13 protein-coding genes, 2 rRNA genes and 1 pseudogene are annotated in these 20,343 nt (G+C 69.0%); 10 read left to right on the top strand and 6 right to left on the bottom strand.

The genetic code is table 11. The features are described 5' to 3' along the window. Positions 1-19 precede the first annotated feature (19 nt). Entirely contained in the window at positions 20-448 is a 429-nt protein-coding gene (locus OHT52_RS27395; protein ID WP_328723921.1) for a hypothetical protein, read from the bottom strand. A gap of 497 nt (positions 449-945) precedes the next feature. On the opposite strand from OHT52_RS27395, the gene OHT52_RS27400 reads away from it, so the two are divergent. The 5 genes from OHT52_RS27400 to OHT52_RS27420 all read left to right on the top strand — a co-directional run bounded on the left by OHT52_RS27400 (position 946) and on the right by OHT52_RS27420 (position 5,662). Further along, positions 946-3,741, top strand: a complete 2,796-nt coding sequence (locus OHT52_RS27400; protein WP_328722844.1) for a sensor histidine kinase — start codon at positions 946-948, stop codon at positions 3,739-3,741. Further along, positions 3,738-4,181 (top strand): roadblock/LC7 domain-containing protein, encoded by a 444-nt coding sequence (locus OHT52_RS27405; RefSeq protein WP_328722845.1) that lies wholly within the window; start codon positions 3,738-3,740, stop codon positions 4,179-4,181. Before OHT52_RS27400 ends, OHT52_RS27405 begins: the two co-directional genes overlap by 4 nt. Before the next feature lie 9 nt (positions 4,182-4,190). Then, a complete protein-coding gene (locus OHT52_RS27410) occupies positions 4,191-4,628 on the top strand; it encodes a DUF742 domain-containing protein (protein WP_328722846.1) in 438 nt (145 codons plus the stop codon). Next, on the top strand, positions 4,609-5,214 hold the full coding sequence (locus OHT52_RS27415; protein WP_328722847.1) for a GTP-binding protein: 606 nt from the start codon (positions 4,609-4,611) through the stop codon (positions 5,212-5,214). The genes OHT52_RS27410 and OHT52_RS27415 overlap by 20 nt, the downstream gene beginning before the upstream one ends. Positions 5,215-5,353: 139 nt before the next feature. Further along, positions 5,354-5,662: a DUF7677 family protein gene (locus tag OHT52_RS27420; protein ID WP_328722848.1), complete on the top strand. Its 309-nt coding sequence runs from the start codon at positions 5,354-5,356 to the stop codon at positions 5,660-5,662. 67 nt (positions 5,663-5,729) lie between these two features. Here the strand turns inward: OHT52_RS27420 and OHT52_RS27425 are convergent, their stop codons facing one another. Both OHT52_RS27425 and OHT52_RS27430 read right to left on the bottom strand, forming a co-directional pair. After that, positions 5,730-6,095, bottom strand: a complete 366-nt coding sequence (locus OHT52_RS27425; protein WP_328722849.1) for a DUF962 domain-containing protein — start codon at positions 6,093-6,095, stop codon at positions 5,730-5,732. A gap of 72 nt (positions 6,096-6,167) precedes the next feature. After that, a pseudogene (locus OHT52_RS27430) lies at positions 6,168-6,395 on the bottom strand (M15 family metallopeptidase); the annotation flags it as partial. A gap of 97 nt (positions 6,396-6,492) precedes the next feature. On the opposite strand from OHT52_RS27430, the gene OHT52_RS27435 reads away from it, so the two are divergent. After that, positions 6,493-7,029, top strand: coding sequence for an NUDIX domain-containing protein (locus OHT52_RS27435; protein ID WP_328722850.1), 537 nt, complete (start codon positions 6,493-6,495; stop codon positions 7,027-7,029). Positions 7,030-7,051: 22 nt separating this feature from the next. On the opposite strand, the gene OHT52_RS27440 is transcribed toward OHT52_RS27435, so the two are convergent. After that, a complete protein-coding gene (locus OHT52_RS27440) occupies positions 7,052-9,151 on the bottom strand; it encodes a TIM-barrel domain-containing protein (RefSeq protein ID WP_328722851.1) in 2,100 nt (699 codons plus the stop codon). 261 nt (positions 9,152-9,412) lie between these two features. Between OHT52_RS27440 and OHT52_RS27445 the strand changes: the two genes are divergently transcribed. Both OHT52_RS27445 and OHT52_RS27450 read left to right on the top strand, forming a co-directional pair. Continuing rightward, positions 9,413-11,389, top strand: a complete 1,977-nt coding sequence (locus OHT52_RS27445; RefSeq protein WP_328722852.1) for an acetoacetate--CoA ligase — start codon at positions 9,413-9,415, stop codon at positions 11,387-11,389. Between the two features lie 73 nt (positions 11,390-11,462). Then, a complete protein-coding gene (locus OHT52_RS27450; protein ID WP_328722853.1) occupies positions 11,463-12,425 on the top strand; it encodes a hypothetical protein in 963 nt (320 codons plus the stop codon). A 74-nt stretch (positions 12,426-12,499) separates the two neighbouring features. On the opposite strand, the gene ptsP is transcribed toward OHT52_RS27450, so the two are convergent. Together ptsP and OHT52_RS27460 are read right to left on the bottom strand one after the other, a co-directional pair. Further along, positions 12,500-14,170: a phosphoenolpyruvate--protein phosphotransferase gene (gene ptsP / locus OHT52_RS27455; protein ID WP_328722854.1), complete on the bottom strand. Its 1,671-nt coding sequence runs from the start codon at positions 14,168-14,170 to the stop codon at positions 12,500-12,502. Positions 14,171-14,246: 76 nt separating this feature from the next. Next, positions 14,247-14,696: a PTS sugar transporter subunit IIA gene (locus tag OHT52_RS27460; protein ID WP_328722855.1), complete on the bottom strand. Its 450-nt coding sequence runs from the start codon at positions 14,694-14,696 to the stop codon at positions 14,247-14,249. 697 nt (positions 14,697-15,393) lie between these two features. On the opposite strand from OHT52_RS27460, the gene OHT52_RS27465 reads away from it, so the two are divergent. Together OHT52_RS27465 and OHT52_RS27470 are read left to right on the top strand one after the other, a co-directional pair. Then, positions 15,394-16,918: ribosomal RNA gene (locus tag OHT52_RS27465) — 16S ribosomal RNA — on the top strand. A 298-nt stretch (positions 16,919-17,216) separates the two neighbouring features. Next, a 23S ribosomal RNA gene (locus OHT52_RS27470) occupies positions 17,217-20,342 on the top strand. The 16S and 23S rRNA genes sit together here, the layout of an rRNA operon. Position 20,343 lies beyond the last annotated feature (1 nt).

Here is a 20,343-nt window from a genome sequence, read left to right on the forward strand (position 1 = left end):
CCACGGGCGCGGGCCGGTCTCACACCCGCGAGAGCCGGCTCCCGCCCCTCGCGCCGTGCTTGCGCCCCGCTATGCCCGCACCGCCTTCGCGCGGGGCCCGGCGCTCCGCGCGGCGGGCCCGCCGGCGTTCGCGTCGCACCTGCCGCGCCGTGCTGCTCGGCACCGACACCACACCGTGCCGCTGGTTCCACACCTGACGGGTCACCCAGACATCGAGCACCGACCAGGTCGCCCCGACCGTGCCGGCCACCGAGCCGAGCACCATCGGGAAGGCGAGCCAGGATCCCGCCAGGGTGCAGAGGAAGGCCACCATCGCCTGGATGAGCGTCAGCGACACGATCAGCACGGCGCGCACCGCCGCCGTGCGGACGGGATCGGGCATCCGTCTGCGGTCCGCCGGCTCCTCCACCCACAACTGACGGGGCACACGCGCGTCCCCTACCGGCATGGCGTCCGACGACGCGGCGCCCCGGTGTTCCCGAGTGCTCAAAGGACCTTCAACTCCCCACCGCTGACCGACTTGAGGGTGACTGCCCGGCTCGCCGCCGTTCTACGCGGATCGGCCGGGACGCCCGCGCGGCGAATCGAGCGGTCCTGCCGCACCGGCCCCCGGCGTGACTCCTGCCCCGTACGCATGGACGAATACATGGGTAGGAAGATTCCCGCGAGTTGGCAACGATTCGCCCGACCGGGGGTCACGAAACGCGTGATTCCGGCCAGTGTCCGGTATCGGATTCAGGGGGGTCCGACATGTGCGTTTCTGCTGCACGCCGAGTTCCGCGTCCGGAAATGCGGGAATGAATCGCGTCAACTCCGCGTGGGAAGGCCGAAAACCGCCCGGACGATCCTTCGAGTTGTCAGAGTGTCAGTAGTAGGCTCGCGCCGTTTCCAGACGCGGAACCGACGGACACACCTCCGTGCGCGGGGGTCGAGCTGGGGGAGGCCATGCGCTTTCGCGGGAAGTCCATCCGCAGGAAGATCGCGGCACTGCTTCTCGTGCCCCTCGTCTCCCTCACCGCGCTCTGGGCGTTCGCCACCTATGTGACCGGACGCCAGGCGAGCCAGATGATGGACGCCGGTTCCATCGTCGAAAAGGTCGGTCACCCGCTGGAGCAGGCGGTCCGCTCCCTCCAGGACGAACGCCGCCAGACGCTCGTCTTCCTCGCCGACCCCCGGGCCTCCGACGCGCTGCCGCTGCTGCGCCGCCAGCAGGCCGTCACCGACCGCACGGTGGACGCGATCCGCGACGGCGCGGGCCGCGACGACATCCGCGCGGAGCTGAGCAGCGACTCCCAGGGCCGTCTCGACGCGGTGCTCAGCGCGGCCGACGGCCTCCCCTCGCTCCGCCAGTCGGTGGAGAACCGCGGTATCACCAGGCTGCGCGCGATGGACTTCTACGACCGGCTCGTGGACCCCGCCTACCGCTTCCTCAACGGTCTGCGCACCATGGAGCACGTCTCGCTGGACAAGCAGGTCCGCGCGCTCGTCGGCGTCTCCCGGGCCCGCGAACTGCTCTCCCGCGAGGACGCGTTGGTCGCCTCCGGCCTCCTCACCTCGCGGCTCACCGACGCCGATCTGCGCCAGGTCGCCGCCCTCGTCGCCCAGCGCGAACTGCTCTACCAGGTCAACCTCGACATGCTCCCCGGTGACGAACGCCTGCGCGTCGAACGGTTCTGGGCCAGTCCCGAGACCGAACCCCTGCGCACCGCCGAGAACGCCCTCATCACGGGCGGCGAGGCACGCGACCGCGCGGGCATCGACACGGCCCGCTGGCAGCGGGCCGCGCCCCCCGTACTGGACCGGCTGGCCAACGACTACACGGAGATGGCCAACCGCTTCCAGGACCGCGCCGAACCCGCCGGTTACCGGGTGCTCGCCCTCGCGGGCGTCGCGGGCGTCCTCGGCTTCCTGGCCCTGCTCGTCTCGGTCTTCGTCTCCGTACGGATCGGCCGCGAGCTGGTCCGCGACCTCTCCCGGCTCCGCAAGGAGGCCCACGAGGCCTCGGGCGTACGCCTGCCGGGCGTCATGCGCCGGCTCGCCGCGGGGGAGCGGATCGACGTGGAGACCGAGGCCCCGCACCTGAGTTACGAACCCGACGAGATCGGGCAGGTGGGCCAGGCGCTCAACACCCTCCAGCGGGCCGCCGTCGAAGCCGCCGTCAAACAGGCCGACATGCGGCGCGGCGTCTCCGAGGTCTTCGTCAACCTCGCCCGCCGCAACCAGGTACTGCTGCACCGCCAGTTGACCCTGCTCGACGCGATGGAACGACGTACCGAGAGCGACGAGGAGCTCGCCGACCTCTTCCGCCTCGACCACCTCACCACCCGTATGCGCCGGCACGCCGAGGGCCTGGTGATCCTCTCCGGGGCCGCCCCGTCCCGCCAGTGGCGCAAGCCGGTCCAGCTGATGGACGTGGTGCGCGCCGCCGTCGCGGAGGTCGAGGACTACGAGCGGATCGAGGTCCGCAGACTCCCCCGCATCGGCGTCGGCGGACCCGCCGTCGCCGACCTGACCCACCTCATCGCCGAACTCCTCGAGAACGCCCTGGCGTTCTCCCCGCCGCACACCGGCGTACAGGTGCACGGGGACCGCGTCTCCAACGGCTTCACCCTCGAAATCCACGACCGCGGACTCGGCATGACCCCCGAGATCCTGCTGGACGCCAACCTGCGGCTCGCCGAGACCCCCGACTTCGAACTCTCCGACACCGACCGGCTCGGCCTCTTCGTCGTCAGCCGGCTGGCCCAGCGCCAGAAGGTGCGGGTCTCCCTGCAGAAGTCCCCGTACGGAGGCACCACCGCGGTCGTCTTCATCCCCGCCAACCTGCTCACCGAGGCACCGGAGACCCACGGCACCGGATTCCGGCTCGACCGCAGGACCGAACGCGCCCTGCCCGGCCCGCGCTCCGAGCAGAAGGGGGCCGGCGCGCCCTCCCCGGCCCCCGCCGGATCCGGCGGCAGCCCTCCGATCGACGGCCCCGTCGAGCTGGAGGCCCCGATGGGGCCACGCGAGCGCGCGGCCTTCGAGCGCGCCCGCGACCGGGCGCTCGACCCGGCGCTCGCCCCCGTTCTCGGCGGCCTCGGCGATCTGGAGGACAGCGACAGCGAACGCGGCGGCCTCTTCCGCGCCCGGGCGTCACGCCACGGCGACGAACAGGAGCAGCACCAGCAGGCGGGCGACGGGCACGAGGGCCCGGTGCCGCCCGTGCGCCCGATGCGGTTCGACGGACCGACGCCCCTGCCCCGCCGTACGCCCCCGACGCTCGTCGCCGAGCACGGCCGTCGCATCGGCGCACCCCGCTCCGGCGGCCCGGCCCGCTCGGTCCCCCGGCCGGCCGGCGAGGACCCGGCACCGACACCGGTGCCAGTACCGCGGGTCCCGGCCCCGGCGCAGTCCCCGGCCCCGGCACAGCCTCCGGCTGCCGCCCCCGGGCCCCCGCAACCGGAGGCCGAGCCCGTGACGGTGCGGGTCCTCGACACCGTCGGAGGCCTGCCCCGGCGCATCCGCCAGGCGAGCCTCGTACCGCAGCTCCGCGAGGAGGCGGAGGGCCGCACCGGGCAGGAGGCCCCCGCGGCCGAAGGCGACGACATCCAGCGCGAGGCCGAACAGGTCCGCGACCGTATGGCCTCGCTCCAGCGGGGCTGGCAGCGCGGACGCCGGCAGAACGCGGGCGAGCCGACCGAGCCGACCGACACCGGCGGCTCGGACCCAGGAACACCACCGGGAGGGGACGGTCGATGACCGCACCGCACGCCGCCGCACACGACTCCGAACGCAGGGGGTCCGGCGAACTCAACTGGCTGCTCGACGAACTCGTGGACCGTGTGTCCAGCATCCGGCAGGCCCTGGTCCTGTCCCGGGACGGACTCGCCACCGGCACCTCCCGGGACCTGAGCCGCGAGGACGGCGAGCACCTCGCCGCCGTGGCCTCCGGGTTCCACAGCCTGGCCAAGGGCGTGGGCCGGCATTTCGACGCCGGGCAGGTGCGCCAGACGGTCGTGGAGCTCGACGAGGCGTTCCTCTTCGTCACCGCGGCCGGGGACGGAAGCTGTCTGGCCGTACTGGCCGACGCGGACTCCGACGTGGGCCAGGTGGCGTACGAGATGACGCTCATGGTCAAGCGCGTGGGGGCCCACCTGGTCAACGCACCCCGTACGCCCGGTACACCAGCCGGAGGGTGAGGGGGTGGCATGAGCGCAGACCCGGCCCGGGACGCCGACCCCGGATCGCCGGCCGCCGCCTCCGGCGGTCCGCCCCTGCCCTGGTTCGACGCCGACGCGGGGCCGGTCGTGCGCCCGTACGCGATGACCCGCGGACGCACCGGAGGCGGGGTCCGCCTCCGCCTCGATCTGATAGCGGTCGTCGTTCCCGAACCCGCCGCCGACGACCCGGACAGGGACGCCGCCCTCTCCCCGGAACACGTGGAGATCGTCGAACTCTGCTGCGCCGTACCCCAGTCGATCGCCGAACTCGCCGCCGGCCTGGACCTCCCCGTGGGAGTCGTGCGGGTGCTGGTGGCCGATCTCGTCGAGGAAGAGCTGGTGCAGGTGACCCGACCCGTTCCGCCGGCCGAACTGCCGGACGTGAACCTTCTGCGCGAGGTGATCAATGGCCTTCGGGCGCTCTAGCCGCCGCAAGCGGGCCGTCGCGCCCGTCACCTTGAAGATTCTGGTGGCGGGCGGGTTCGGCGTCGGCAAGACGACGATGGTGAGCGCGGTCAGCGAGATCAGACCGCTGCGCACCGAGGAACACCTCACCGAGGCCGGGCGGCCCGTCGACGACACGTCCGGGGTGGAGACCAAGCGGACCACCACCGTGGCGATGGACTTCGGGCGCATCACCCTCCGCGAGGAGCTGGTGCTCTACCTCTTCGGCACCCCCGGGCAGGAACGTTTCTGGTTCCTCTGGGACGAACTGGCCCAGGGCTCCCTCGGTGCCGTCGTCCTCGCGGACACCCGCCGCCTGGAGGAGTGCTTCGCCGCCGTGGACTACTTCGAACGCCGAGCGATCCCGTTCGCGGTGGCCGTCAACTGCTTCGAGGGCGCGGAGACCTTCCCGACCGGCATCGTGCGGGCCGCGCTCGACCTCGGGCCGGACACCCCGGTCCTGCTCTGCGACGCCCGCGACCGGTCTTCGGTCCGGGACGTCCTGGTCGAACTCGTCGAACACGCGCTGGCCCGGACCGGGCGCCTGAGGGAACCGGCCGGCACCTGAGGACGCCCCGCCCGCACGCACGGGCGGCCACGCTCCGAGAGCTCTGCCGGGAACGCCCGCGTACATCCGGTCCGGGGCGCACCACGCCCGACGCCGACCCGGATCACCGGGGACCGTGGACGGTTCCTACGCTCCTCACATGACGTCGCACATCAGCCACGGGGCCTCGGGAGCGTTGCGACGCTTCGCGGGGCACCTCGCCCGGGGGTCGTTGGGCCATCCCGCCCTGGAGGGGATCGACTACTGGGACGAGCTGCGCGAGTCGCCCTCCCAGATGGAGATCTGCCTCGCGGTCTTCACCAACGTCCTCGAACTCGACGAGCGGGGCGACCCGGTCAACGAGAAGCATGCCGAGCGCCGAGCGGCAGCCTGGCTCCACCTCTACCGCACCGGGAAGGTGCCTCCGGGACAGCCGGACCTCGAGCCGTGGGAATGCCTGCTCCACTGACCGGGGCCAGGGCGGCGCCGTCCGACGAGGCGGCGCGCACGCCACCCCGCTCCCCGCCCCGTGCGGTTCATCCGGCGGACGGCTCCTCCGTGTTCTCCGCGAGCCACTTGGCGGCGGTCTCCGCCAGCTCGGCGTCCCGCCCGGCGAGCATCGTCCGGATCATCTGCGCATCCCCTCGCAGGGACCAGACCGGGTGGCCGAAGGTGGCCGGGTTGTTCCCCTCGATGAGGAAATGGGCGGGCCAGGCCGTTCCGTACCCGATCAGCGGCAGCGCCGCCGCATACCGTTTGCGGCCGCGTGCCAGCCCGTAGGCGCTGATCGCCAGCCCGGTCAGGGTCCCGGTCAGATGGACCCAGCGGGTCGCGGCCTTGGAGTGCATCGCGACGTAGTAGGGCCAGAACTCCTCGTACGAATCGAATGTCTGTTGCGTCATAGGGGCAAGGTAACGGCTCGGGACCCGCCTGGAAACGCCCTACGGGCCGGGCGGCTTCGGTCCTCCCCGCTCTCAGCGGTCCCCCGGAGAGCGCCGGTCCACCGGGAGGTCGACATACGTGTCCGGGAGGAGCTCCGGCGTGTAGGTGCAATGCCACCACTCCTCGACCAGGTTGACGAACCCGAGACCGGCGAGCGTCCCCTTGAGCAGGTGCCGATTGGCCCGCTGGGCGCCCCGGACACGCGGATCCTCGGTGTGCGCGAGCGTGCCGGAGCAGTCGTAGCCCGTGCCCATGTCCACCGGGTAACAGCCCGGACTTGCCCCCCCGGGGGTAGAACTCCTCCTGCATGACCTGGTCGTCCAGGTCCTTCGCCCGCGATCCGATACAGTCCGGCCCGTGTCCGAGCCCACCGCACCGCCCGTCCGCGACTCCCACTGCGCCGCCTGCGGAGTCCCGTACGCCGCCTCCGTACTCCACGCGGACGCCTGGCCCCGCCCCTGCGCCGTCTGCGGGACGACCGCCTACCGCAACCCGCTCCCCGTCGCGGTCGCCCTGCTGCCCGTCACCGACGAAGCGGGCGGCGGCCTGGTCGTCGTCACCCGGACCATCGAGCCGCGCATCGGCCGACTCGCCCTGCCCGGCGGGTTCGTCGACCACCGGGAGGACTGGCGGCACGCCGTGGTCCGCGAACTCCGCGAGGAGACCGGCATCGAGGCCGCCGCCGACCAGGTGGACCTCGCCGACGCGCTCAGCTCACCGGACGGCCATCTGCTCCTCTTCGGCCTCCTCCCCGCCCGTCCGCTCGGCCTGCTCCCGCCGTCCGCCCCGACCGACGAGACCGCCGGATACGAGGTGCTGCGCTCACCCCGGGAACTGGCGTTCCCCCTGCACACCGAGGCCGTCCACGCCTGGTTCACGGGCCGCTACCGCTGAGGCGCCCGGCCGGCGGCCCCGGTCACACGCCCCGCACCCGCACCGGGTACGGCACCGCCCCGGCATGGCCGTCCCGCTCCACCACCAGGCCGTCCTCCCACCGTGTGCGGAAACGCTCCACCACCGGCTTCCCCCGCCCCGTGCCGGCGCTCCGCACCAGCACGCCGCCACCGCGGCGCCCCGGGCGCGGCGCCCACGCCTCCAGCTCCGTGGCGCCCTCGTCGCCCCGGACCGGAATCACCACCCCCGCCCGCGCCAGCACCGGAATCCGCGACAACGGCGCCTCCACCGTCACCCGCCCGGGCCCCTCGTACGAGCGACCCGTCACCGTGTCGTACCAGCGCCCGCGCGGCAGCCGTACCGTCCGCCGGACCGTGCCCGGCTCGAACACCGGCGCCACCAGCAGCCCGTCCCCCAGGAGGAACGCGTCCTCGCAGTCCCGCAGCCCCCGGTCCCGGGGAGCGTCCCACCACACCGGCCGTACGTACGGCGCACCGGTCAGCCGCGCCACGTACGCCAGCGTCAGGAAGTACGGGCCCAGCCGCTCCCGCTCCAGCAACGCCGCCCGGGCGTGCCCCAGTACCTCCTCCCCGGGCTCACGCCCGATGGCACCGCCGCCCGCGCACGACCCGGCCCGGACGCGGAACAGCGGCAGACGCGCAGCCAGCTGGAGCCACCGCAGATACAGCTCGGGCGAGTCCGCGTCCTCGTACGCGCCCACGTCCGGGCCCGCGTACGGCACCCCGCACAGACCGAGCCCGACGACCGTGGCCAGCACCGCGCGCAGTCCCGGCCAGCCGTCCGCCGCACCGCCGACGACGGCGCCGCCGTACCGCTGCGCCCCCGCCCGGACGGGCGAGGAGAGCTGGAAGGGCCGTTCCCGGGGGCGCGGGACCGAGGACACCGGATCCGCCGTTTCGCTCCACACCGAGGACCGCGGACCGTCCTCCCGGGCACCCCCGCCCGCCCGTCCCTCCGGTGCGGCGCCGTCCACCGGTTCCCGACGCGCCGGCCCGGACGCGATCAGAGGCACCCCGTCGGCCCGCAACCGCTCCGCCGGCCCCGCGGGACCGGGAGCCGGAGCTCCGTCCGCGGGGGCGGGCCCGTCGTCCGCCTCACCACCGACCAGATGGAGGGCGCTCAGCGGCAGCCCGCGGTCGCGGTGTCCGGCCACGATCCGCCGTACCTCCCGCTCACCCGCCCCCTCCGCCACGGCGAGCTGCGTCCCCAGCGCCCACGGCGGAGGCAGCGCGGGAGCACCCGTGAGCGCCGTCCAGCCCCGCAGCACCCGGGCCGGTGTCCCCGCCACCGCCCAGCACCGCAACGGCCCGCCGTCCACCCGGACCTCGCTCCCGCCCGGCCGGTCGTGCCCCGAGCCCGCGCCCTCCTCACCCTCACGGATGGTCATCCGGCCCGTCCCGGAGCTGTCGTAGAACACCAGATGCGTCCCCGCGTCCGAGACCACGAACTGCACCGGCATCACCGGTGCCGACGGGGGCCCAGCCGCCCCGTCCCTCCGGCCGGACCGTCCCGCGCCGCTCGTACCCGCCCCGCCCAGCGAGTGGGTACCGCTCCGCAGCCGAGGTCCCGACGGCGGCCCGCCGAGCCCGAAGAACCTCGCGTCCGCGGGGAGTTCCGCCCGCTGCACCCACCGCACGGGCCCCCCGCCCGCCGCCTCCCACCAGCGCGGCGGCAGCTCCCGCCGCAGCCGGACCCCACCCGGCGTCCGCAGCTCCACCGCCCCGTCGCGCGACACCGCCACCGTCAGCCGCTCCGACACCACCTGCCAGCCACCGTCCGTGCCCGGCTCCAGCCGCGCGCGCGGATCGGGCGCCGGCTCCGTGTCCGGCAGACCGCACGACGGAAGCCGGCCGGCCCCGTCCCAGGACCAGAACACCGCTCCACCCGCCGCCACCCGGACGCTCAGCTCCGAACGGGCGAACCGCACCACACCACCCCCCGGCCCGGGATCCGCCCCCAGCAGCGGTCCGGGCACCCTGGCCAGCTCCGGACCCCGCTGCCGCGGCGCCCAGGAATCTCCGCGCCACGACCTCCAGGCCGTCCGCACACCGCCGACCGAACCCATCAACTTCACCGAGCGCACCAGGTCATGACCGTCCATGGCGCACACCTTGCCACCAGTCGAACCGGGCGAGCGTTTCGTTCAACTTCCGTTCACCCGGGGCCCGGCGGACGTACACGCACGCCCCGGTCCGGGCGCCGCACCGGCCGGAGGGACGCCACGTCCCGAACCCGCCCGACCGACCCTGGTGCCGGGGACGATCACATGGCATCGTCCTCAAGGGCGGTCGCTCACGCACACCACCCCCTGCCCGTGAGCGCCGGACGCCCACCCGCGCACCCGTCAGCCAGGAGCCTCCCGATGACCTCAGCAGCCGACGAAGCCCCCCTCTGGCAGCCCGGCCCCGAACGCGTCGCCGCCGCGGCCGTCACACGCTTCCAGAGCTGGGCGGCCGAACACCACGGAGCCCCCGCCGAAGGCGGATATCCCACGCTGCACCGCTGGTCCGTCGAGGAACTCGACACCTTCTGGCGGGCCGTCGCCGAATGGTTCGACATCCGGTTCTCCACCCCGTACGAGACCGTCCTCGCGGACCGCTCCATGCCCGGCGCCGAATGGTTCCCCGGCGCCACCCTCAACTACGCCGAACACGCCCTGCGCACCGCCGAGGACCCACTGCGCGCCGACGCACCCGCGCTCTTCCACGTCGACGAGACACAGGCCCAGGCGGTGATGAGCTGGTCCGAACTCCGCCGCCAAGTCGGCTCCCTCGCCGCGGAACTGCGCGCCCTCGGCGTCACCCCCGGCGACCGGGTCAGCGGCTACCTCCCGAACATCCCGCAGGCCGTCGTCGCCTTCCTCGCCACCGCCGCGGTCGGCGGGGTCTGGACCTCCTGCGCCCCCGACTTCGGCGCCCGCGGCGTCCTCGACCGCTTCCAGCAGGTCGAACCCGTCGTCCTGTTCACCGTCGACGGCTACCGCTACGGCGGCAAGGAACACGACCGGACCGCCACCGTCACGGAACTCCGCCGCGACCTTCCCACCCTGCGCGCCGTCGTCCACGTACCGCTGCTCGGCACCCCCGCCCCGGAAGGCACCCTCGCGTGGGGCGACCTCACCGCAGGCGACACCGAACCCCGCTTCGAACAGGTCCCCTTCGCCCACCCCCTCTGGGTCCTCTACTCCTCCGGCACCACCGGACTGCCCAAGGCCATCGTGCAGTCCCAGGGCGGCATCCTGCTGGAGCACTACAAGCAGCTCGGACTCCACTGCGACCTCGGCCCCGAGGACCGCTTCTTCTGGTACACCTCCACCGGCTGGATGATGTGGAACTTCCTCGTCTCCGGCCTCCTCACCGGCACCACCGTCGTGCTGTACGACGGCAGCCCCGGGCACCCCGACATCGGTGCCCAGTGGCGCGTCGCCGAACAGACCGGAGCCACCTTCTTCGGCACCTCGGCCGCCTACGTCATGGCCTGCCGCAAAGCCGGCGCCCACCCAGGGCGGGACCTGGACCTCAGCCGCGTCCAGTGCGTGGCCACCACCGGCTCGCCGCTGCCCCCGGACGGTTTCCGCTGGCTGCACGGAGAGATCACCGACGACCTCTGGATCGCCTCCGTCAGCGGCGGCACCGACGTCTGCAGCTGCTTCGCCGGCGCCGTCGCCACCCTCCCCGTCCACATCGGCGAACTCCAGGCACCCTGCCTCGGCACCGACCTCCAGTCCTGGGACGCCGAGGGCGAGCCGCACCTGGGGGAGGTCGGCGAACTCGTCGTCACCGCGCCCATGCCCTCCATGCCGTTGCGCTTCTGGAACGACCCGGACGGCAGCCGGTACCACGACAGTTACTTCGACACCTACCCCGGCGTCTGGCGCCACGGCGACTGGATCACCCTCACCCCACGCGGCTCCGTGATCATCCACGGCCGCTCCGACTCCACCCTCAACCGCCAGGGCGTACGCATGGGCTCCGCTGACATCTACGAAGCCGTCGAGCGGCTGCCGCAGATCCGCGAATCCCTCGTCGTGGGCGTCGAACAGCCCGACGGCGGCTACTGGATGCCGCTCTTCGTCCACCTCGCCGACGGCGCCGAACTCGACGACGGGCTGCGCACCGCGATCGCGTGCACCCTCCGTGAGAACCTCTCCCCGCGCCACGTGCCCGACGAGATCATCGAGGTACCCGCCATCCCGCACACCCTCACCGGCAAGCGCATCGAGGTCCCGGTCAAACGACTCCTCCAGGGGACGCCCCTGGACAAGGCGGTCAACGCCGGCTCCATCGACGACGTCGGCCTCCTGGCCTTCTACGCCGAACTGGCCCGCACCCGTCACTGAAACGACCCGTTGTCAGACCCCTTGGTTACGCTGAGTGAGCACAGTTCGACCGCACCCAGGGGGAGCACCGCTCATGAACCGCACCGGACACACCGACCGCGACGACCGCGCAGCCGGCACCACCCGACGCACCCGGCGCACCGGGGCCCCGCCCGACCGGCGGCCCCGGGCCGGCCGCCGCGCCCTGCGCCGCGAAGTACCCGGCACTGTCGGCGTCCTGGTCGACCCGCAGGACTTCGCGGCAATGCGCGCCTACCAGACCTTCCCGTTCGACGACCACGCCGCCTACCTGCGGGAGGTGGAAGGCCTGCTGCAGGGGTTCGAGGCCGAGGGACTCCACACCAGCCTCGCGCTCTTCGACCCGGCCGAGTTCGGCGAGTTCTGCGCGGAACACCGGCTCGACCCCGACAGCGCCGACGCCCGCACCCGCTTCACCGCCGAGATCGCGGCCGCCGGTGCCACGATCCCCTACACCGGGCAGCCGCTCGACCGGCTCCTCCCACTCCTCGTCTCCCGCGTCGTGCGCCGCGCGACCTGGGAGTACGCCACCGTGCTCCTGGCGGACCTCGGCGCGTGCGCCGACTGCGGCCAGGACATCGGCGGGGCCGCCTTCGACCGCGCCTCGCACCTGCTGCTCCGGCTGCTGGAGACGGCCGGTCCGGGCACCCACCACATCGTCTGCTCCATCCGCTCGACCGATGACCGGCTCCTCGCCGTCCTCCACACCCGGCAGGACGGCGGACGCCCGCCAGTTCTCTCACCCGCCGAAGGGACGGAGCTGGCGACCGTACTCGCGGTGGGTGTCGCACTCGAGGCACCAGGAGGAGTCGTCCTGCGCACCACCACCCCCGGTGCGCCGGACCGCGTGCACGGCTGGCGGCTCGACCGCGGCAGCCTCCTCCCGCTGACCGCCGGTGAGGTGTTCTCCGCCTACTGCACCGACGCGGGGACCGGTGAACCGGTCGGCCCCGAACCGGACGTGGACTACCGCGCGGGATTCGACATCGGGGCCGAGGAACCCCGGCCCCACCACTGACCCGCCCCCACACACGTACGGGGCTCCCCGCCACTGCGGCGGGAAGCCCCATGCGCCCATGCCTCCGGGCGCCGTCACGCGCCCTCCAGCACCGCCCGGGCAGCGCTCCGCGCATCCTCCGCGGAGTCCGCCGCCCGCGCCGCGGCGGCGGCACGCTCGCACTGCGCCAACGTGTACTGCGAGAGCGTCGCCCGTACGTAGGGGAGGGAGGCGGCGCCCATCGACAACGAGGTGACCCCGAGTCCCGTCAGCACGCAGGCGAGCAGTGGATCGGCCGCGGCCTCACCGCAGACTCCGCAACTCCTGCCCTCGGCGCGCGCCCCGTCCGCCGACAGCGCCACCAGGTCCAGGAGCGCCGGCTGCCACGGGTCCTGCAACCGGGACACCGCGCCCACCTGCCGGTCGGCGGCGAAGGTGTACTGCGCCAGGTCGTTGGTGCCGAGCGAGAGGAACTCCACCTCCTGGAGAACCGAGCGGGCCCGGAGCGCGGCGGACGGGATCTCCACCATCGCCCCGACCTTCGCCGCCAGTCCCGCCTCGCGGCAGGCGTCGGCGAAGTGCTTCGCGTCGGTGCGGTCGGCGACCATCGGAGCCATCACCTCCAGCTGGGCCGACTGCCCCTCGGCGGCCTTGGACAGCGCGGTCAGCTGGGTGCGCAGGACGTCGGGGTGGTCCAGCAGGCTGCGCAGCCCCCGCACCCCGAGCGCCGGGTTCGGCTCGTCGGCCGGGGTGAGGAAGGCCAGCGGCTTGTCCGCGCCGGCATCGAGCACCCGGACGACGACCCGGCCCTCGGGAAACGCCTCCAGCACCGCGCGGTACGCCGCGATCTGCTTCTCCTCGGAGGGCGCCTGCTCGCTGTCGTCCAGGAACAGGAACTCCGTGCGGAAGAGCCCGACGCCCTCCGCGCCCGCTTCCACCGCCGCCGGTACGTCGCCCGGGCCGCCGATGTTGGCCAGCAGCGGCATCTTGTGCCCGTCCGAGGTGGCACCCGGGCCGCTGGAGGCGGCGAGCGCCGCCTCGCGCGCCGCCTCCGCGCCCTCCAGAGCGGCCCGCTTTTCGGTGCTGGGTTCGACGAAGACCTCTCCGGTGCCGCCGTCGACCGCCACCACCACGCCTTCGGCCAGCTCGCCCGCACCAGGCAGCGCGACCACGGCCGGCACCCCGAGAGCGCGCGCGAGGATGGCGCTGTGGCTGGTCGGCCCGCCCTCCTCGGTGACGAAACCGAGCACCAGCGCCGGATCGAGCAGCGCGGTGTCGGCCGGAGCCAGATCGCGCGCGATGAGCACGTAAGGATGGTCGCTGTCCGGCACCCCCGGCATCGGCACCCCGAGCAGCCGGGCCACGATCCGATTGCGTACGTCGTCGAGGTCGGCGACCCGCCCCGCGAGGTACTCCCCGGCGTTGGCCAGCAGCGCGCGGTAGGCGGCGAACGCGTCGTACAGACCGCGCTCAGCCGTGCTCCCCTCAGCGATGCGCCGTTCGACGTCGGCCATCAGCTCGGGGTCCTGCGCCATCATGGCCTGCGCCTCCAGTACCCCCTGCGCCTCGCCGCCGGCGAGATTGCCACGTGCGACCAGGTCGGCCGCGACAGCCTCCACGGCCTGGCGGGCGCGCCCCTTCTCCCGTTCCGTCTCCTCCGGGAGGATCTGCCTGACCGGCGGCTCCAGCACCGCCGTCCCCATGTGCCGGACTTCGCCGATGGCCACCCCGTGGCTCACGCCGACGCCGCGCAGCGTTGTCTCCATTGCACCCGTCTTTCGGTTGTGCGGCGGCGGAACCCCCGCGGTGTACGTCCGACTGGCTCGTCATGGAAAGGCAGGGTCACTGCCAGCCGAAAAGGGCGCCGCCCGCTTTCACCTCACCCGACTCCAGGAGGTCCGAGAGGGAGTCGGCCGTGGCCTCCAGGGCCACGACGGGACAGATGGGAGACTTCCCGGCCGCCTCGACGTCGACCGGATTCCACCGCACGACGGCCTGCCCGCGTGTGACGGTGTCCCCCTTGTTGATGAGGAGCTCGAACCCCTCGCCGTTGAGCTGGACGGTGTCGATGCCCAGGTGCGTCAGTACACCGTGTCCCTCGCCGTCCACCACCACGAACGCGTGCGGGTGCAGGGAAACCACGACGCCGTCGACCGGCGAGACCGCCTCGCCGGGCTCCCGCACGGGGTCGATGGCCGTGCCGGGTCCCACCATCGCGCCCGAGAAGACCGGGTCGGGGACCGCGGCCAGTCCGATGGCCTGTCCGCTGAGGGGGGACGTCACGTGGGTCATGGATGCCTCCGGGAGGTGGAGCTGGGGTGTGCCTGCTCGACGACCACCCCCGCTTCATGTCGCAGGGCGGCGTACTCCTCAGCAGAGTAGGTCATGTTAAGTCATGGTTCTGCCTGAGATGTCCCGTTTGGCTGACGTAGAAGTGCACCGGGAGCGATTTGCCTCGTCTCCCGGCGAGGCTGTACTGTCGTAAACCTGCTTGACCCCGCCGCGACTTCGTGTCCTGGGGTCGGTGGCGACTCTCCAGCGAAACCTTGCCCGGATCGGGCTTCCGCATGCCTGCGGTGGCCGGGTCGGAGGGAAAAGAAATGCCTGATAGAGTCGTACTCGCCGGAAAGGGAAACGCGAAAGCGAAGAACTGGAAAGCAAAAATCGCTTGACCCGCTTCGACCGGGAATCGGACCGATAAGAGTCTGATAGAGTCGGAAACGCAAGAACGAAGGGAAGCGCCCGGAGGGCCCCGGTGAAACGGGACCGAAGGAAGCGTCCGTTCCTTGAGAACTCAACAGCGTGCCAAAAGTCAACGCCAGATATGTTGATACCCCGGCCTGCTTCGGCAGGTTGGTGGTTCCTTTGAAAAGTCCTACCGGTGCTTAACGGTCCGGTGGGCAACAACAGCGAGGACGCTGTGAACGACCGGTCATATTCCGACCTGGTCGTTCCGCTCTCGTGTTGTGATCCCGATTACGGGAAAACATTCACGGAGAGTTTGATCCTGGCTCAGGACGAACGCTGGCGGCGTGCTTAACACATGCAAGTCGAACGATGAAGCCTTTCGGGGTGGATTAGTGGCGAACGGGTGAGTAACACGTGGGCAATCTGCCCTTCACTCTGGGACAAGCCCTGGAAACGGGGTCTAATACCGGATAACACTCTGTCCCGCATGGGACGGGGTTAAAAGCTCCGGCGGTGAAGGATGAGCCCGCGGCCTATCAGCTTGTTGGTGGGGTAATGGCCTACCAAGGCGACGACGGGTAGCCGGCCTGAGAGGGCGACCGGCCACACTGGGACTGAGACACGGCCCAGACTCCTACGGGAGGCAGCAGTGGGGAATATTGCACAATGGGCGAAAGCCTGATGCAGCGACGCCGCGTGAGGGATGACGGCCTTCGGGTTGTAAACCTCTTTCAGCAGGGAAGAAGCGAAAGTGACGGTACCTGCAGAAGAAGCGCCGGCTAACTACGTGCCAGCAGCCGCGGTAATACGTAGGGCGCAAGCGTTGTCCGGAATTATTGGGCGTAAAGAGCTCGTAGGCGGCTTGTCACGTCGGATGTGAAAGCCCGGGGCTTAACCCCGGGTCTGCATTCGATACGGGCTAGCTAGAGTGTGGTAGGGGAGATCGGAATTCCTGGTGTAGCGGTGAAATGCGCAGATATCAGGAGGAACACCGGTGGCGAAGGCGGATCTCTGGGCCATTACTGACGCTGAGGAGCGAAAGCGTGGGGAGCGAACAGGATTAGATACCCTGGTAGTCCACGCCGTAAACGTTGGGAACTAGGTGTTGGCGACATTCCACGTCGTCGGTGCCGCAGCTAACGCATTAAGTTCCCCGCCTGGGGAGTACGGCCGCAAGGCTAAAACTCAAAGGAATTGACGGGGGCCCGCACAAGCAGCGGAGCATGTGGCTTAATTCGACGCAACGCGAAGAACCTTACCAAGGCTTGACATATACCGGAAAGTGCCAGAGATGGTGCCCCCTTGTGGTCGGTATACAGGTGGTGCATGGCTGTCGTCAGCTCGTGTCGTGAGATGTTGGGTTAAGTCCCGCAACGAGCGCAACCCTTGTTCTGTGTTGCCAGCATGCCCTTCGGGGTGATGGGGACTCACAGGAGACTGCCGGGGTCAACTCGGAGGAAGGTGGGGACGACGTCAAGTCATCATGCCCCTTATGTCTTGGGCTGCACACGTGCTACAATGGCCGGTACAATGAGCTGCGATGCCGCGAGGCGGAGCGAATCTCAAAAAGCCGGTCTCAGTTCGGATTGGGGTCTGCAACTCGACCCCATGAAGTCGGAGTTGCTAGTAATCGCAGATCAGCATTGCTGCGGTGAATACGTTCCCGGGCCTTGTACACACCGCCCGTCACGTCACGAAAGTCGGTAACACCCGAAGCCGGTGGCCCAACCCCTTGTGGGAGGGAGCTGTCGAAGGTGGGACTGGCGATTGGGACGAAGTCGTAACAAGGTAGCCGTACCGGAAGGTGCGGCTGGATCACCTCCTTTCTAAGGAGCATTTCTTACCAGGCTTCGGTTTGGTCAGAGGCCAGTACACCGGCGAATGTTCGGTGCTGGTTGCTCATGGGTGGAACGTTGACTATTCGGCACGGTTGGTTGGTTGTTGCGAGTACTGCTTCGGCGTGGAAAGTAATGATGGATCGGTCGTGTCGGGCACGTTGTTGGGTATCTGAGGGTACGGCCGATTGGCTGCCTTCAGTCCGGTCCCAGTGAACTCGGCCGTGAGGTCGGGGTGATGGGTGGCTGGTTGTTGTTTGAGAACTGCACAGTGGACGCGAGCATCTGTGGCCAAGTTTTTAAGGGCGCACGGTGGATGCCTTGGCACCAGGAACCGATGAAGGACGTGGGAGGCCACGATAGTCCCCGGGGAGCTGTCAACCTAGCTTTGATCCGGGGGTTTCCGAATGGGGAAACCCGGCAGTCGTCATGGGCTGTCACCCGCTGCTGAACACATAGGCAGTGTGGAGGGAACGAGGGGAAGTGAAACATCTCAGTACCCTCAGGAAGAGAAAACAACCGTGATTCCGGGAGTAGTGGCGAGCGAAACTGGATCAGGCCAAACCGTATGTGTGTGATACCCGGCAGGGGTTGCGCATGCGGGGTTGTGGGATCTCTCTTTCACAGTCTGCCGGCTGTGAGACGAGTCAGAAACCGTTGATGTAGGCGAAGGACATGCGAAAGGTCCGGCGTAGAGGGTAAGACCCCCGTAGCTGAAACATCAACGGCTCGTTTGAGAGACACCCAAGTAACACGGGGCCCGAGAAATCCCGTGTGAATCTGGCGGGACCACCCGCTAAGCCTAAATATTCCCTGGTGACCGATAGCGGATAGTACCGTGAGGGAATGGTGAAAAGTACCGCGGGAGCGGAGTGAAATAGTACCTGAAACCGTGTGCCTACAAGCCGTGGGAGCGTCGCTGTATGTGCTTGCACATGCAGTCGTGACTGCGTGCCTTTTGAAGAATGAGCCTGCGAGTTAGCGGTGTGTAGCGAGGTTAACCCGTGTGGGGAAGCCGTAGCGAAAGCGAGTCCGAATAGGGCGATTGAGTTGCACGCTCTAGACCCGAAGCGGAGTGATCTAGCCATGGGCAGGTTGAAGCGGAGGTAAGACTTCGTGGAGGACCGAACCCACCAGGGTTGAAAACCTGGGGGATGACCTGTGGTTAGGGGTGAAAGGCCAATCAAACTCCGTGATAGCTGGTTCTCCCCGAAATGCATTTAGGTGCAGCGTCGTGTGTTTCTTGCCGGAGGTAGAGCACTGGATAGGCGATGGGCCCCAACGGGTTACTGACCTTAGCCAAACTCCGAATGCCGGTAAGTGAGAGCGCGGCAGTGAGACTGTGGGGGATAAGCTCCATGGTCGAGAGGGAAACAGCCCAGAGCATCGACTAAGGCCCCTAAGCGTACGCTAAGTGGGAAAGGATGTGGAGTCGCAGAGACAACCAGGAGGTTGGCTTAGAAGCAGCCACCCTTGAAAGAGTGCGTAATAGCTCACTGGTCAAGTGATTCCGCGCCGACAATGTAGCGGGGCTCAAGCGTACCGCCGAAGTCGTGTCATTCCAGCACATACCCCCAACGGGGGCTGGGATGGGTAGGGGAGCGTCGTGTGCCGGGTGAAGCAGCCGCGGAAGCGAGTTGTGGACGGTTCACGAGTGAGAATGCAGGCATGAGTAGCGATACACACGTGAGAAACGTGTGCGCCGATTGACTAAGGGTTCCTGGGTCAAGCTGATCTGCCCAGGGTAAGTCGGGACCTAAGGCGAGGCCGACAGGCGTAGTCGATGGACAACCGGTTGATATTCCGGTACCCGCTTTGAAACGCCCAGTACTGAATCAGGCGATGCTAAGTCCGTGAAGCCGGCCCGATCTCTTCGGAGTTGAGGGTAGTGGTGGAGCCGATGAACCAGACTTGTAGTAGGTAAGCGATGGGGTGACGCAGGAAGGTAGTCCAGCCCGGGCGGTGGTTGTCCCGGGGTAAGGGTGTAGGCCGTGTGGTAGGCAAATCCGTCACACGTTAAGGCTGAGACCTGATGCCGAGCCGATTGTGGCGAAGTGGATGATCCTATGCTGTCGAGAAAAGCCTCTAGCGAGTTTCATGGCGGCCCGTACCCTAAACCGACTCAGGTAGTCAGGTAGAGAATACCGAGGCGTTCGGGTGAACTATGGTTAAGGAACTCGGCAAAATGCCCCCGTAACTTCGGGAGAAGGGGGGCCATCACTGGTGATCCGATTTACTCGGTGAGCTGGGGGTGGCCGCAGAGACCAGCGAGAAGCGACTGTTTACTAAAAACACAGGTCCGTGCGAAGCCGTAAGGCGATGTATACGGACTGACGCCTGCCCGGTGCTGGAACGTTAAGGGGACCGGTTAGCTGACTTTCGGGTCGGCGAAGCTGAGAACTTAAGCGCCAGTAAACGGCGGTGGTAACTATAACCATCCTAAGGTAGCGAAATTCCTTGTCGGGTAAGTTCCGACCTGCACGAATGGCGTAACGACTTCTCGACTGTCTCAACCATAGGCCCGGTGAAATTGCACTACGAGTAAAGATGCTCGTTTCGCGCAGCAGGACGGAAAGACCCCGGGACCTTTACTACAGTTTGATATTGGTGTTCGGTTCGGCTTGTGTAGGATAGGTGGGAGACTTTGAAGCGGCCACGCCAGTGGTTGTGGAGTCGCCGTTGAAATACCACTCTGGTCGTGCTGGATGTCTAACCTCGGTCCGTGATCCGGATCAGGGACAGTGTCTGATGGGTAGTTTAACTGGGGCGGTTGCCTCCTAAAGAGTAACGGAGGCGCCCAAAGGTTCCCTCAGCCTGGTTGGCAATCAGGTGTTGAGTGTAAGTGCACAAGGGAGCTTGACTGTGAGACCGACGGGTCGAGCAGGGACGAAAGTCGGGACTAGTGATCCGGCAGTGGCTTGTGGAAGCGCTGTCGCTCAACGGATAAAAGGTACCCCGGGGATAACAGGCTGATCTTCCCCAAGAGTCCATATCGACGGGATGGTTTGGCACCTCGATGTCGGCTCGTCGCATCCTGGGGCTGGAGTCGGTCCCAAGGGTTGGGCTGTTCGCCCATTAAAGCGGTACGCGAGCTGGGTTTAGAACGTCGTGAGACAGTTCGGTCCCTATCCGCTGTGCGCGTAGGAATATTGAGAAGGGCTGTCCCTAGTACGAGAGGACCGGGACGGACGAACCTCTGGTGTGCCAGTTGTCCTGCCAAGGGCATGGCTGGTTGGCTACGTTCGGAAAGGATAACCGCTGAAAGCATCTAAGCGGGAAGCCTGCTTCGAGATGAGTATTCCCACCCCCTTTGAGGGGTTAAGGCTCCCAGTAGACGACTGGGTTGATAGGCCAGATGTGGAAGCCCGGTAACGGGTGGAGCTGACTGGTACTAATAGGCCGAGGGCTTGTCCTCA

The organism is Streptomyces sp. NBC_00247, assembly GCF_036188265.1.
Lineage (GTDB): Bacteria > Actinomycetota > Actinomycetes > Streptomycetales > Streptomycetaceae > Streptomyces.

Coding starts and splice junctions, on each gene's coding strand:
- OHT52_RS27395 (WP_328723921.1), bottom strand. CDS start 448: ATGCCGGTAGGGGACGCGCGTGTGCCCCGTCAGTTGTGGGTGGAGGAG.
- OHT52_RS27400 (WP_328722844.1), top strand. CDS start 946: ATGCGCTTTCGCGGGAAGTCCATCCGCAGGAAGATCGCGGCACTGCTT.
- OHT52_RS27405 (WP_328722845.1), top strand. CDS start 3,738: ATGACCGCACCGCACGCCGCCGCACACGACTCCGAACGCAGGGGGTCC.
- OHT52_RS27410 (WP_328722846.1), top strand. CDS start 4,191: ATGAGCGCAGACCCGGCCCGGGACGCCGACCCCGGATCGCCGGCCGCC.
- OHT52_RS27415 (WP_328722847.1), top strand. CDS start 4,609: ATGGCCTTCGGGCGCTCTAGCCGCCGCAAGCGGGCCGTCGCGCCCGTC.
- OHT52_RS27420 (WP_328722848.1), top strand. CDS start 5,354: ATGACGTCGCACATCAGCCACGGGGCCTCGGGAGCGTTGCGACGCTTC.
- OHT52_RS27425 (WP_328722849.1), bottom strand. CDS start 6,095: ATGACGCAACAGACATTCGATTCGTACGAGGAGTTCTGGCCCTACTAC.
- OHT52_RS27440 (WP_328722851.1), bottom strand. CDS start 9,151: ATGGACGGTCATGACCTGGTGCGCTCGGTGAAGTTGATGGGTTCGGTC.
- OHT52_RS27445 (WP_328722852.1), top strand. CDS start 9,413: ATGACCTCAGCAGCCGACGAAGCCCCCCTCTGGCAGCCCGGCCCCGAA.
- OHT52_RS27450 (WP_328722853.1), top strand. CDS start 11,463: ATGAACCGCACCGGACACACCGACCGCGACGACCGCGCAGCCGGCACC.
- ptsP (WP_328722854.1), bottom strand. CDS start 14,170: ATGGAGACAACGCTGCGCGGCGTCGGCGTGAGCCACGGGGTGGCCATC.
- OHT52_RS27460 (WP_328722855.1), bottom strand. CDS start 14,696: ATGACCCACGTGACGTCCCCCCTCAGCGGACAGGCCATCGGACTGGCC.